This is a genomic window from Alishewanella sp. WH16-1 (assembly GCF_001441695.1).
GTDB lineage: Bacteria > Pseudomonadota > Gammaproteobacteria > Enterobacterales > Alteromonadaceae > Alishewanella > Alishewanella agri.
In genome coordinates, this window is the sequence record NZ_LCWL01000001.1 from 80,442 (window position 1) to 93,738 (window position 13,297).

The window sequence follows — 13,297 nt, forward strand, 5'->3', positions numbered from 1 at the left end:
AACTGTTGACGCTGTTAAGGCGCCGCTTTTTCTACTACGACGTCGTATTCGACTAATGCAGGTAAACGTTGTTGCAGTTTGCTCTCTATTTCATCCAGCTCTTGCATCCGCTGGCAAAACAGCGCCGATTTTGCCTCCAGCTCGACCATTTTTTGATCCATCCCCAGCGTAATTTTATCCATCAGCTGATTTACTGATTGCCAATCCTGACTATCGGCTTTTTCAAAATTACTGTCTGACTGGCGCAGCGCATCACGTAACGCGCCCCAGACCGCGCCAACAGTATGGCGGGCTAGCATGGTTAATTGTGGCTTAAGCTCGCCATTCAGGAAATTATCCAGCTCATTCAGGCTCTGTGGTGCCAGATAAAAATGGTCGCCAGTGCGGACAAAACGGGATAAAAACTGAAACGTCGTCTCGCGGATCAGCGCCCGCCATTCAGCTTGTTGCGACTTGTTGCCCACTCCGGCAAGCATCGCTTCGATACTGGATAAGCCAACCTCTACGCCATCCACTGCCAGGCTAACAATTTCCGGTACAAACTTGCGCAAGCCATGCGCATACAGTTGCAACAGTTGCTGCGCTTCGGCATCCAACTGCTGCCATTCTCCTTTAATAAATAGCTGTTGATCGTGATTGATTTGGACAAAGGTGCGATTATTTTGCATTACCCTGATATGCTCAGGCGAAATCAGCACCCCGTATCGGAATGCCATATTACAGTTAGCTTGCAACGGCAAACTAAACAGAAAAAAGCAGCACACTAGCAGAAATCGCACAACAGTATCTCGATAAACAGGGTCTATGACAGCTTAGAAAAAAAGTGTCTCCGGCACAGCCCCCGCTATCGCAGCGGGGTACCGCTTGGTCGCATTATTACAATGGATTGATCGCAGGGTGACCATCCTGGACCGCAACCATTGACGGCCCATATTCCCGGCGACTGCGAATAATCTCTTTGCCAAATTGAAACTCCACCGCAGAAAATAGCTGTTGGCTTACTTTCACGTGTAACTGCGGCACTATCTGCAGCCGTTGTTCTTCCAGCTCCCGCACCTCATTAATCAGGGTTTTCGCCAATTGTTTTTGGTCCTCAAACTCCTGCTCTAAACGTTTTAACGTTTCGTCGACCTGCCCGGCGAGCAGTTTTTTCTGCTTGTCGATTCTCTGTTTGATTTCATCCATTAACACTCTGATCGGCGCTAACTGAGCGCGAATCGTCTCTTGTTGCTCGAATAATGGATTTAAACGCCGGTTTAATTTAACAAACACCACGCCGCTGGAAGGAGATCCAAGTTGACCACAATGTAGTGTCTGACCTAACAAGTAATGACCACCAACGATCTTGCCGGTTAATTTGTCCGGAGTGCCCGCGGTGACACGCTCGGCTTCTACCTGACAATGCATTAAGTACTTATTGGCCTGTAACTCCCCCTGACAATTAAAGGCTGAGTACTGAGCAATATTGCAATGAATATCGCCGGCGGCTTTCAGCACTGTGCTGTACTCGGCTTCAGCGGTACCCGGATTATTTAACTGATGGCCAATAATCGAACCCATTACAGTGATATCGCCACCGGCTTCAATCAAGGCGCCTTCCATTACCCCTTTTACAAAAACATTGCCGCCTGCCACCACTTTCATGCCGGAGATCACGTTACCGTTAATTACGACTGAGCCTTTAAAAATAATATGTCCGGACGCTAAATCGACATTTTTGACGGTAAACACATCGTCCACAGTCGCCCCATTATCGATGGCCCGAGGCAAGCCATCTTGCGCCGCCAAAAGTAAATCTGCGTCGGCCGGACTCAACTCAACACCTGCCGCAAGTTGCCACTCAATGGCCACACCGGGTGTGGGTGCCGTGATCACGCCTGTCACATCCACACCGGCCTCGCCGGCAGTTGGCGGATGCCGGCGCATCAACGGCTGGCCTTTGGCAACCGATGGAATAGCACCAAAATCACGCAAGTCGGCTTTAGCCTCCGATTCCACCAGTGGTTGGTTGCGTCGCCGCACCATGTCAGGAATCAAGGGTTCAAACCAGGAGTTCTTACCATCTTTTACCTGTCGGCCCTGCGCGATATCAATTTTTAAGCGGCTGCCAGGCTCAGCCCGGCTGGCTTGCTGCACCAGTTGAATTATTTGTTCTTTATTAAAACCAAAAATAATCCCGAACTGCTGTGCGGCCTTCACTAACTCATTGGCAGAGATTGGATTACCACCCCAGGCTGCGGTAATAATCGCCCAGGCGGTCATTTTATCATCGGAGAGTTCAAAGCTAAGTTGAGCGGCCCGTTTTTCGGCCAGTGGATAGCTCAATACCTTAGCACGCTCGGCCAGGGTTAAGGCTTTGACTTTTTGCTGTAACTGCTGGTATTCCACCAGCAAATTTTCTAATTGATTTTGCAGTAAAAAGCAGCGACCAAAACCAGCATCTTGTAACCCTTGCTTGATCGTCGCCGCATTAAGTGGTTCGGCAGTAACCGGCACTTTGATTATAATATTGTTATTGTGCTCAGCGAATTCCATGGTGCAGTCCCATTACTTCAGGGGAATCACAGAACATGACGCACCGGGACCTGTACCCGGTAATTTGCAAGAAGCTGGAGGCATAACCAGGTTCATCGCAGCATCAACCAACATTCTGTGTAATTTAACTGCTAATGAACCAAAAATTCATTGGAAAGGCAAGCGCTGTTTCTGCTTCGGGCGGCGATAACAGCGGAATACCCCAAAAGAATTCAGATATAGTTATCCTGATGTACCCGGATAAACATATCAGTACCTCTTTTAGTGAAGTCTACCTTGTACTCTTTATTATTCAGCGCCTGAATAAACAGCAGGGTTTTGGTCTCGCCGAAGACGTCAACGCTCGAGACATCAACCAGCTCCAGATAACGCTCTTTTGCTTCCAGCTTACTGGCCGGCACCTCGTCAGTGAACTCTTTTACACCATGCCGTGTAACGATTAAAGGTGGATCAATATCATCATTGATGATAATCAGATCCAACTTTTTATTCTTATGAATGATGGTGTTCCGGCCGCTTACCAGAAAAGCTTTTTCATAATTATTCATTACTGCTCTGCCACGTGACTAATTTAAGCGTATTATGATACAGGCCTTCCTGACTGTCTAGTTTGGATCTTGCAGCTGCGTCAGACGCTGTTTATTAATCGCCCGACACCAGCTTTCCGCCTGCTCCGGCGCGACATTAACCGGTACCATCAACTCCAGTCCGGTCGCGGCAGCTAACCGCAGCATCCGCTGCGCGAACACCGCCTTAACACCCTCATAGACCGCGACGGACGTTTTATACTGGTCTTTTTCGCGCAATAACTCCGTTGCGCATTGGCCGCTGCCGCAACTTTGACGCACGGCTTCCAGATAAAGCGGCCGTTGCTCTGTCATAATTTTCACTGCCAACCGCACCGGCAAGCCGGTGAGCAGGGCGTCAATATTGGTTACTTTAAAACCAATATAGGCAAGCGATTTACCCTCCATACTCGGTACCGCACAGTAACTAAACGCCGACCAGGGTAAACACCAACTGCCGCTACGATGCTGATAACGTACACCTTCAGCATCACACACCAGACTGTATTTCGGCTCAGCGAGTTTAGCCCAGCCCAGAAACAGCCCCAGCAAGGCGGCAATATACGCAATCGCGAGGATGGCGGTAAATTGCTGCGCCAAAAAGGCGGTGTAAAGCAACAAGCCAAGCAGTAATACCGCTGAGGCGATTAGCAAACGTGCACCGCCACTGCTGGCAGAGCCGGAGAAGGCCAAAGCTGACATCTAAATTCCTCTGCAAAAAGACCGGAAACACCATACGGTCATCTATTAATGGCAGATTAGCACAAAGTCAGCGCGGCTTCAGCTCCCGGCTTAGCGCCTGATACGACCAATACCCTGATGACTGCGATAACAGGAAATCTGAATTGGCTTTATTTCCATACAATAGCAGGAGTTGATTTTTTGGTTAATTTTGGAGTTCCCTTGGCGCCTTTACATTCTCGTTTGATTTGGTTCATTTTGCTGGCACTACTCTGTTTTGTTGGCTTTCTGTACTGGCAATCACAACAAAGTACCGAAAATGGTCGCGGCCCGGGCGGCGCAATCGCCGTAAAAACGGCCACAGTGCAAAGCCGGGCGATGAGCCGCGAAGTCAGCGCTATCGGTACGGGTATTGCCAATAATTCTATTCAGTTAATCGCACCCAGCAGTGAATTTTTAGTCGAATTGAATGTGAACGAAGGTAAAAAGGTCGCCCAGGGCGAGGTGATAGCCCGTTTAAATGATGTGCAGCAAAAAGCCCGGGTAGCAGAGTTAGAAGCGGTACTGAGTGAGCAAAAACGTCAACTGGACCGCTTAAAGAATCTGGCAACAACCCAGGCTACGGCACAATCTCTTCTTGACGAGCAACAAACCCGGGTGAACAGCACCCTGGCCCAGCTTGATACCGCCCGTAAGCAGTTACAGGATATGACCATCCGCGCCCCCTTTACCGGCCACCTCGGTTTACGTCAGGTTAGCCGGGGCGCCTATATTAATGCTGGCACCGTGATTACCACACTGGATGATATGCAGCAGCTGCGGGTTCAGTTTAGTATTGCCGAGCGTTATCTGGCTGAGGTAGCAGTGGGTATGCCCGTTACGGTAACTAACATCGCTTATGGCAATATTCCGTTTAAAGGAACGGTTTCGGCGATTGATACCCGCCTTGATCCGGTAACCCGCTCGGTGACAGTACACGGCATCATCGAAAACGAAAGTTTAAAACTGCGGCCCGGTATGCTGCTAAATGTCCGCTTGCAATTGGAAAACCGTGAGGTAGTGCAGGTATCAGAAAAAGCCCTGGTGCCGCAGCAAAACCGCCAATATGTATTTGTGGTTGACGCCGATAATAGGGTAACGCAAAAAGAAGTCGAAATTGGTCAACGTATTCCGGGCTGGGTGGAAGTGGTTACCGGTCTGGATGTCGGCGACGAAATTATTGTTGAGGGTGTGCAAAAAGTGCGTACCGGCGTGACCATCAGTAAAGTTGGGAGCTGAGTATGTGGTTATCTGATACCTCAGTAAAACGCCCGGTCTTTGCGACCGTTGTCAACCTGCTGCTGGTGATCTTTGGTATTGTTTGCTTCAGCATGTTGCCGCTGCGCGAATACCCGGATATCGACTCGCCAATCGTCAGTATTAATACCAACTATCCTGGGGCTTCGGCCGAGATTGTCGAAACCAAAATTACCCAAATGCTGGAAGACCGCATCAGCGGGGTAGAAGGCATTAAAAGTATCAACTCCAGCAGCCGCAACGGCCGCTCCAGCATCACCATCGAGTTTAATGTCGAGCGCGATATCGATGCAGCAGCGAATGATGTGCGTGAGCGGGTGTCCCGCGCCTTAAATAACCTGCCGGATCAGGCCGATCCGCCGGAAGTATTCAAGGCGAATGCCGATGAAGATACTATCGCCTGGTTCCTGCTTAACAGCGACAATATGACTACGCTGGAACTTACCGACTACGCCAACCGTTATATCGCTGAGCGTTTTTCAGTGGTCGATGGTGTAGCCCGTTTACAATTCGGCGGCGCCCGGGATTATGCGATGCGGATCTGGCTGGACCGTGATGCCATGGCGGCTCGCGGTGTTACCGTGCAGGACGTAGAAGCCGTATTACGCGCAGAAAACGTGGAGTTACCAGCGGGTAATATTAAATCTTTTGAGCGGGACTTTACGGTGCGGGTGGAACGTTCGTTCCGCAGCCAACAGGATTTTGAGCGCTTGGTGGTTAAACGCGGTGCCAACAACTACTTAGTGCGCTTATCTGAAATTGCCGATGTGATGCTGGCGGCAGAGGATGAAGAAGGCGAATTCCGTAGCGACGGGAAAAACATTCTCGGTATCGGTATTATCAAGCAATCTAAGGCCAATACGCTGGAGGTAGTGCGTAACGCCCGCGCTGAAATGGAGCGGATTAAAGCCAATCTGCCACCAGGCCTGACTATTGAACCTGGCTATGACTCTTCGGTCTTTATCGCCGAATCGATTAAAGAGGTTTATAACACCCTGGGGATTGCTATGTGCATGGTGATCCTGGTGATCTTCCTGTTTTTAGGGAATATTCGGGCAACTTTTATTCCAGCAATTACCGTACCCGTGGCTTTAGTGGCAGCAGTTACTGTGCTGTTTGCGCTCGATTTTTCGATTAACCTGCTTACCTTATTGGCCATGGTACTGGCTATCGGCCTGGTGGTCGATGACTCCATAGTGGTACTGGAAAATATTTACCGGCGGATTGAGCAAGGTGAAGCTCCGCTGCTGGCTGCTTATCGCGGTGCCCGCGAAGTGGGTTTTGCGGTTGTCGCGACCACGCTGGTATTAATCTCCGTCTTTGTCCCGCTGGTTTTTATGCAAGGCCAGCTTGGTAAACTGTTCACCGAGTTTGCCCTGGCGGTAGCAGCTGCTGTTGCGTTCTCCAGCGTGGTTGCCCTAACGCTATCGCCGATGCTCTGTTCGAAACTACTCACCCACCGCAAACGGGAGAGTAAGTTAGGCACCTGGTTACATCAGGCCTTTGCCAAACTGGAAGAGGCTTACAAAAGACAGTTGGCGGTTGTCTGTAACACCCGCTGGCCGGTTGTGATCGTTGTTGTACTGTGTTTTCTCGGCAGTTATCAGGTTTTCCGTTTACTGCCCAGCGAACTGGCACCACAGGAAGATCGCGGCACCTTCTTTGTGATGATGAGCCCGGCCGAAGGCGCCAGTTATGCCAGTAACAGCAGAAACATGCGGCTGATTGAAGATATTCTCACCCCTTACTATCAGGATGGCCAGCTGACCCGCATGTTAATCCGGGTGCCGGGCTGGGGTAATAGCGGCGGTATTGCTATCGTAGGTACCGAAAACTGGTATAACGGTAAACGCCGTACTCAGGATCTGGTGACAGAAATCGGCGGTAAGATTAATGAATTACCAGACGTCCGTGCTTTTACCTTTATGCGTGGCGGCCTGGGTGGTGGCGGCGGTGGTAACAGACCGATCCAGTTCGTTATTCAAGGCAATACCTATGCTGAGTTAGCGCAATGGCGGGATATTATCCTGACCAAGGCAGCAGAAAATCCAAACTTACTGATGCTGGACCATGACTATAAAGAAACCGTGCCACAGGTACTGATCGATATCAATATCGACCGGGCCGGTGATCTCGGTATCTCTGTCGGCGCCATCGGCCGCGCGCTGGAAGCCATGCTCGGTGGCCGGCGGGTTACGACTTTCCTTGACCGCGGCCGTGAATATGATGTGATTATTGAAGGTCTGGACGACGATTTCCGGGCACCCAGTAAAATCAGTAATGTTTATATTCGTTCTGATAACAGCGGTGAGCTGATTCCACTGGATAACCTGGTGACCTTACGCGAGGAAGCAACAGCGTCCAGTTTAAACCGCTATAACCGGATGCGAGCCATTACCATTACCGGTGGTTTGGCGCCGGGTTACAGCCTGGGTGAAGCCCTGGAATATCTGAACAATATCGTGCGTACCGAAATTGATGCACCGGTTGGTATCGATTATAAAGGGGAATCACTGCTATTCCAGGAAAGTGGTAAATCGACAGCGCTGGTGTTTATTCTGGCACTGGTCATTACCTATCTGGTACTGGCCGCGCAGTTTGAGAGCTTTATCCACCCGCTGGTCATTATGATTACCGTGCCATTGGGGCTGATTGGCGCCCTGTCCGGACTCTATTTCTCTGGCATGACGTTGAACATTTACAGTCAGATTGGCATGGTGATGTTGATTGGCCTGGTCGCGAAAAACGGTATCTTGATTGTCGAGTTCGCTAACCAGCTACGGGATGCCGGTATTGCCTTTGAAGAGGCGGTAAAACGCGCGGCGGCACAACGCTTACGCCCTATTGTGATGACCGCTTTTACCACTGTCATGAGTAGCCTGCCATTAGTACTGGCAACCGGACCTGGTTCCGAGAGCCGGATGGTGATCGGTATGGTGATCCTGTCAGGTGTGGCCTTTGCAACCTTACTCACTATTTATGTGGTGCCGGTAATGTATATCGCACTGGCCCGTAACACCGGTTCGCCACAGGCGCTTAGCCGAGAGTTAGCACGCCTTGAGCAGGAAAACCCGAACGAACACGCACACGATGAGGTGGTGCCTGTGGAGCCAAACAAGCCATAAGCGACACCCGTTCGTGTTAACACCCTAATGAAAAACGGAGGCCGCAGCCTCCGTTTTCATTATCTCCTGCCAAAACAGCTAAACGTAACGATGCTATTGCGTTGTCATCAGCCAGCATCTAAAAAGCTAATACCTTGCCATCCCAGTTAACTAATAAGCCAGTCTCTGCCTCACTAACAGCGCGAATCGTCGCCAGTAAATAGCCGGCTGTATCGGCGGGCGTTTTTAGTTGCCCTGCCGGCAAATTTTGCTGAAAAGGTGCCGACAGCGGGCTATCCGTCGTACCGGGGTGCAAACTAAATAACACCGCGCTTTTGTTAAAGCGGCCTAATTCAATACTGCTGCATTTTACCAGCATATTCAGTGCCGCTTTTGCCATCCGGTAACTGTACCAGCCACCGAGGCGGTTATCACTGATACTGCCCACTTTAGCACTCAGCACCGCCACTTTAATACCAGGCTGTTTCTGCAGCCAAGGCAGTAGCGCTTGCAGATAAAATGCCACGCTAAATAAGTTCACTTCCAGGCTTTGCTGCAAGCTTTGCCGGGTTAGCTGCTTCAGGCTTTTTTCCGGCAGCATACCGGCACCATGCAACCAGCCCTGACAGAGCACTACGGCCGTCACGCCCTGACTAAACACCTGCTGCAACACCGCGGTTAGTTCCGGTGACACCTCAGCGCCATTATCGGCAGGTGTGGCTGACTGATACCAGCTAAGTTGCGGCTGTGGCGCAGGCGCGGCCTGCCGACTGATTGCTGAGACCCGGTGTCCCTCAGCCAGTAATTGTTGAATTAAGCCCTGCGCGATGCCGCCGGCGGCACCAATGATTAACCAATGTTCAGCCATAGGTAAGTTGCTCCGCAATGTCGATACCACTTAACCAGGCATTCTCTACCCGGCCACCTTTAGTCCAGTCACCAGCCAGCCATAAGCCCTGGCTTAATGCCTGTGTTGCTGTGGCCTGACTGGCGGGATTAATTTGTGCGTAGCGCCAGCGATGGCAAAGTATCGATTTGCTGCTGATATCAGCTGATAAAATCTGGGCTAGACAGGTCACAGCGCTTTGCTGCCAGAAGCTATCGTCTTGCTCCAGATGCTGCTGACTAAATGCCGGCGTAAAATGCACTAACCAGCTTTCACTGTGCATGCGCCCTGGCTTGCTGTTTTGCCGGCTCAGCCAACTCACCGGCAAGGCTGGATCTTTAACAAAGATGCCGCCGGCCGGCACGCCACTTGGTGCCACCAGTTCAATATTCACCGCCCAGCAGGGGATCAGGCTGGCAGTCGGCAAGGATGCCGCCAGCTCTGCTGGCAGCATAGCCGCCGCCTGGGCCGGAGGAATACTTAACACCACCGCTGAAAACGGGCCAAGTTGCCGCGCCTGGCTATCAGTAAGCCACCAGCCCGCTGCGTCGTATTGTAGCTTGGTCAATTGCCACTGGTACTGTACGTTAAGCCCCATTGCCAGCTGTTTTACTGGGCTGTGCATCGCCGGCACGCCAATAAACCGGTATTGCGAGTCTGGAGATGGCTGTAACTTACCCTGCTGATATTGCCAGACGGGTGCTAACCAGGGGGCAACCACGCCTTGCTGCTGCCAGTGTTGCACCTGTTTGATAAAACGTGGCTCCCGGGCAGTAAAATATTGCGCGCCCAAATCCAGATACCCATGCGTCGTGCGCTTACTGGTCATGCGCCCTCCCGGGCCGCGCGCCTTATCAAACACCTCCACCACCATGCCAAGCTCTGTCAGCCGCTTGGCACAGGCCAAGCCCGCTATCCCTGCCCCTACTACTGCAACCTTCATTCTTTACTCACTTATGTTAATCTGGCTTGCTGCAGCTTACGTTTAACCTGCAACAGACGATCAGGAGAACATCATGACCGAACAACTTGCCACCTTCGGCGCCGGCTGCTTTTGGTGCCTGGAAGCCGCGTTAAATGAAACGGCTGGCGTAACCGAAGCATTAAGCGGCTATATGGGCGGTCATACCGCTAACCCCGATTATCAGAGTGTCTGTAGCGGCCAAACGGGGCATGCTGAAGTGGTGCAGGTTCGGTTTGATCCCGCTCTGATTAGTTTTGCAGAGCTTTGTCAGATCTTCTTTGCCTTACATGATCCGACGCAACTTAACCGTCAGGGTAATGATATTGGCAGCCAGTACCGCTCGGTTATTTTTTATCATGATCAGCAACAGCGGCAGCAAGCGCAAAGCTTTATCGCGGAATTAAGCCGGGCACAGGTTTTTAGTGATAGCATCGTCACTGAATTAAGCCCTGCCAGTCAGTTTTATCCGGCCGAAGCCTATCATCAGGGCTATTACCGGCAGCACCCGACTCAGGGCTATTGCCATTGGATCATTACGCCTAAGATGCAGCAATTCCGGCAGCAATTTAAAGCGCGGTTAAAATAAACGGCGAGCCGCCTGCGCCGCCCGCCGTTTATCAAATTAGCCAACATCCTGCCTTGCCGCTTTAAAAAGCGCGGTAATTCAGGTTTAAACCAAAGGTCAGGCCGGCGGTGTTGTAACCATCGCTGCTTTGATAATTTTTATCCAGCAGGTTATCGATATTCGCCCGCACCGTGAGTTTTGAACTCAGCGGATAAGCTGCGCCCAGCCCCCACAGCGTATAACCACCAAGATAACTACGACTGGCGTAGGGCCCCTGAAAACTCTCACTCTGGTAACTGGCACTTAGGTAAGTGCTAAGCTGCCGCCATTGGTATTCCAAACGCCAATTGAGGTTATGCTTTGGCCGTCTCGGTAGTGGCTCGCTGGTGAGCTGATTCTCCGTGTCCAAAAAGGTATAGGCAAACTGTTGCCGTAACTGGGCTAAGGTCACATCCACCTGCAGCTCGGCACCGGTGATCCGCGCCTGACTAATATTCTCCGGCAAATAGGTCGCCAGGTTAAACTGGATCAGATCGCTGACATCGCGGGCAAACCAGGCCAGTTGCACACTGCCATTATCAGTGTAGTAACTTAACGCCAGCTCATCGGCGATGGCCCGTTCCGGTGCCAACTCCGGGTTGGCACTACCCGGATAATACAGATCATTAAAGGTTGGCGCTTTAAAAGCTGCCCCGCGGCTGGCGCGAACTAGCCAGCCATCAGCAAACTGATAGCCTGCCGCCACTTGCCAGGTATTATTACCGCCATAACGCTGGTTTAGATCGCGTCTGGCCGAGCCTTCCAGCAGCCAGCCAGCCTGTTGCCAGTTCAAACCGCTAAATAATGCCCGGTTGATGCGGCTCTGCTCCAGATACGGCACAGCAGAACGGTCGACCTGTTCAGCATACCAATTGACGCCGCCGTGCCACTGTAGCTGCTCAGTCAGACTCAGCGAGCTCTGATAACTAAACTCATCCCGTTCAGTAATAAAAGGGCTGCGCGAAGCCGGGCCATAGCTGGTATCCTGATCGTAAATACGGCTCAGCTGCGCCTGCTGTTGCCAGCGCGCGCCATCATGCTGCCACCCCAGACGGTAACTGCGCTGCAGTACGGCACTCTGATCTTCAGTGCCCCAACCGGTATCAAATTCGGTGTTACCACTATTGATATCGGCTTGCGCCTGTAGGGTGCCAAAGGATGTTTGATAAGTGGCCGCAAACTTAGCAAAACGCTGCTGATAGCCATCGCGATCCGGATCTAAATCTTCTCGTACGTTAAAACCATCAGCGCGGCTATAGCCCAGAGATGCATTAAGTTGCAGCCGGTCTTGCTGCCAACCGGTACTCAAATCAGCCCCCGCCTGGCCATAACTACCAAGATTAGCATTAAGCTCAGCACCGGCACTTTGCCGGGTAGTAATAGCGATAACGCCGGCTAACGCATCCGCACCATACCAGGCGGCGCGTGGTCCGCGGATTACCTCAATCCGCTCGACCAGTTCAAGCGGCACCAGTGCCAGCGCTTTATAGCCATTGGTAGCCGCCCCGGCGCGAATACCATCGATCAACACCAGCGTATGACCGGTGTTACCGCCACGTAAATAAAGGCCACTATTCTGGCCACGACCACCGTCCCGGGAAAGTTGAACGCCCGGTAGTTGCGCTAACAAAGCGGGGAGATCGCGGGCCTGCCGTGCTTGAATATCTGCTAGCTCCAGCACCGTAACACTGGCTAGGACTTCACTTTCCGACATAGGCGTATGGCTGGCATAGACACTGATCCGTTCTACCGGCTCTGTCGCTACCGCCATAGCAGACGATGCAAGCATTAAGCTTGCCCAACTGAATTTAAACATAGTCACTCCACACAGTGCCCACCGCACTGTGAATCAGGTTAGGGGAATTTTCAGGCCGGTCTCCGGGCTTGTTACCTGGTAGCACAGGGCTACCGTCTATTTCGCCTTCCCATCTGAGCGCCTGTAGTAAGCGACTTATGACAGTGGCATCTGAAATAAACACAGTAAGTTACCGTTGCGGGGGCAGCTCTGGTGTTACACCAGATTCCCGTTTAACCTTGCCTGGCTGGCAAAGCACCTGAAAACAAAACGGCTTTTACCCTAAGATAAAAGCCGTGGCAGTTTACGCTTCTGCGCCAGATTGTCAACAGACATCTGGAAGTCTAGTTAATCGCGAAAATTAGTAAATTGAAACGCCTGTTCCAGCTCGGCGCCGCGTACCAGCGCAATCACTTCTTGCAAATCATCGCGTTTTTTACCGGTCACCCGGACTTGCTCGCCCTGAATAGACGCCTGCACCTTGGCTTTGCTGTCTTTAATCAGCTTTACCAACTTTTTCGCCATTTCAGTTTCAATACCTTGCAGCAGATTTAACGCCTTACTACAGGTCTTGCCGGAGAAACTGACACTGCCCTCTTTAAAGGAGCGGATATCAATGCCGCGCTTTACCGCCTTGGTCAGGAAAATCTCGACCATTTGTTGTAACTGGAATTCTGCTTCAGCCGTTAGCGTGACGATTTTATCCTTCAACGCAAACTCGGCGGTAATACCACGAAAATCAAAGCGGGTTTGCAGTTCCCGGTTGGCGTTATCAACGGCATTCAGCACTTCTTGCTGATCCACTTCTGAGACAATATCAAAGGACGGCATCTTGTTCTCCTATAAGCTGTTTGCTGGTGATTATA

The 13,297-nt window shown here is 51.4% G+C and carries 11 protein-coding genes and 1 riboswitch; of the genes, 3 read left to right on the top strand and 8 right to left on the bottom strand.

All coding sequences use genetic code 11. The features are described 5' to 3' along the window. Window positions 1-14 precede the first annotated feature (14 nt). The 4 genes from AAY72_RS00405 to AAY72_RS00420 all read right to left on the bottom strand — a co-directional run bounded on the left by AAY72_RS00405 (window position 15) and on the right by AAY72_RS00420 (window position 3,803). Window positions 15-716: a DUF2884 family protein gene (locus AAY72_RS00405; RefSeq protein ID WP_057785136.1), complete on the bottom strand. Its 702-nt coding sequence runs from the start codon at window positions 714-716 to the stop codon at window positions 15-17. A gap of 160 nt (window positions 717-876) precedes the next feature. Then, complete coding sequence (locus tag AAY72_RS00410; RefSeq protein ID WP_057785137.1) at window positions 877-2,535, bottom strand: FapA family protein; 1,659 nt, start codon at window positions 2,533-2,535, stop codon at window positions 877-879. A 212-nt stretch (window positions 2,536-2,747) separates the two neighbouring features. Further along, a complete protein-coding gene (locus tag AAY72_RS00415) occupies window positions 2,748-3,083 on the bottom strand; it encodes a hypothetical protein (RefSeq protein WP_008984140.1) in 336 nt (111 codons plus the stop codon). A gap of 57 nt (window positions 3,084-3,140) precedes the next feature. Beyond that, window positions 3,141-3,803 carry a DUF2982 domain-containing protein gene (locus tag AAY72_RS00420; RefSeq protein WP_057785138.1) on the bottom strand — a complete coding sequence of 221 codons (663 nt, stop codon included), beginning with the start codon at window positions 3,801-3,803 and terminating at the stop codon, window positions 3,141-3,143. A gap of 201 nt (window positions 3,804-4,004) precedes the next feature. On the opposite strand from AAY72_RS00420, the gene AAY72_RS00425 reads away from it, so the two are divergent. Together AAY72_RS00425 and AAY72_RS00430 are read left to right on the top strand one after the other, a co-directional pair. After that, window positions 4,005-5,060, top strand: coding sequence for an efflux RND transporter periplasmic adaptor subunit (locus AAY72_RS00425; protein ID WP_231728864.1), 1,056 nt, complete (start codon window positions 4,005-4,007; stop codon window positions 5,058-5,060). Between the two features lie 2 nt (window positions 5,061-5,062). After that, the gene (locus AAY72_RS00430; protein WP_008984143.1) at window positions 5,063-8,203 is read left to right on the top strand and encodes an efflux RND transporter permease subunit; all 3,141 of its coding nucleotides are present in this window, start codon (window positions 5,063-5,065) and stop codon (window positions 8,201-8,203) included. A 118-nt stretch (window positions 8,204-8,321) separates the two neighbouring features. On the opposite strand, the gene AAY72_RS00435 is transcribed toward AAY72_RS00430, so the two are convergent. After that, window positions 8,322-9,050, bottom strand: a complete 729-nt coding sequence (locus AAY72_RS00435; protein ID WP_057785140.1) for an SDR family NAD(P)-dependent oxidoreductase — start codon at window positions 9,048-9,050, stop codon at window positions 8,322-8,324. Next, a complete protein-coding gene (locus AAY72_RS00440) occupies window positions 9,043-10,011 on the bottom strand; it encodes an NAD(P)/FAD-dependent oxidoreductase (RefSeq protein WP_057785141.1) in 969 nt (322 codons plus the stop codon). Before AAY72_RS00440 ends, AAY72_RS00435 begins: the two co-directional genes overlap by 8 nt. Before the next feature lie 73 nt (window positions 10,012-10,084). On the opposite strand from AAY72_RS00440, the gene msrA reads away from it, so the two are divergent. Further along, on the top strand, window positions 10,085-10,618 hold the full coding sequence (msrA, locus tag AAY72_RS00445; RefSeq protein WP_008984146.1) for a peptide-methionine (S)-S-oxide reductase MsrA: 534 nt from the start codon (window positions 10,085-10,087) through the stop codon (window positions 10,616-10,618). Window positions 10,619-10,679: 61 nt separating this feature from the next. Here msrA and AAY72_RS00450 read toward each other — a convergent pair whose 3' ends face one another. Together AAY72_RS00450 and AAY72_RS00455 are read right to left on the bottom strand one after the other, a co-directional pair. Next, window positions 10,680-12,452, bottom strand: a complete 1,773-nt coding sequence (locus tag AAY72_RS00450; protein ID WP_008984147.1) for a TonB-dependent receptor domain-containing protein — start codon at window positions 12,450-12,452, stop codon at window positions 10,680-10,682. Between the two features lie 35 nt (window positions 12,453-12,487). Further along, a riboswitch (cobalamin riboswitch) is annotated at window positions 12,488-12,709 on the bottom strand. 70 nt (window positions 12,710-12,779) lie between these two features. Further along, window positions 12,780-13,262, bottom strand: a complete 483-nt coding sequence (locus AAY72_RS00455; RefSeq protein ID WP_057785142.1) for a YajQ family cyclic di-GMP-binding protein — start codon at window positions 13,260-13,262, stop codon at window positions 12,780-12,782. Window positions 13,263-13,297: the final 35 nt, after the last annotated feature.

Coding starts and splice junctions, on each gene's coding strand:
- AAY72_RS00435 (WP_057785140.1), bottom strand. CDS start 9,050: ATGGCTGAACATTGGTTAATCATTGGTGCCGCCGGCGGCATCGCGCAG.
- AAY72_RS00405 (WP_057785136.1), bottom strand. CDS start 716: ATGGCATTCCGATACGGGGTGCTGATTTCGCCTGAGCATATCAGGGTA.
- AAY72_RS00440 (WP_057785141.1), bottom strand. CDS start 10,011: ATGAAGGTTGCAGTAGTAGGGGCAGGGATAGCGGGCTTGGCCTGTGCC.
- AAY72_RS00430 (WP_008984143.1), top strand. CDS start 5,063: ATGTGGTTATCTGATACCTCAGTAAAACGCCCGGTCTTTGCGACCGTT.
- msrA (WP_008984146.1), top strand. CDS start 10,085: ATGACCGAACAACTTGCCACCTTCGGCGCCGGCTGCTTTTGGTGCCTG.
- AAY72_RS00420 (WP_057785138.1), bottom strand. CDS start 3,803: ATGTCAGCTTTGGCCTTCTCCGGCTCTGCCAGCAGTGGCGGTGCACGT.
- AAY72_RS00450 (WP_008984147.1), bottom strand. CDS start 12,452: ATGTTTAAATTCAGTTGGGCAAGCTTAATGCTTGCATCGTCTGCTATG.
- AAY72_RS00410 (WP_057785137.1), bottom strand. CDS start 2,535: ATGGAATTCGCTGAGCACAATAACAATATTATAATCAAAGTGCCGGTT.
- AAY72_RS00415 (WP_008984140.1), bottom strand. CDS start 3,083: ATGAATAATTATGAAAAAGCTTTTCTGGTAAGCGGCCGGAACACCATC.
- AAY72_RS00455 (WP_057785142.1), bottom strand. CDS start 13,262: ATGCCGTCCTTTGATATTGTCTCAGAAGTGGATCAGCAAGAAGTGCTG.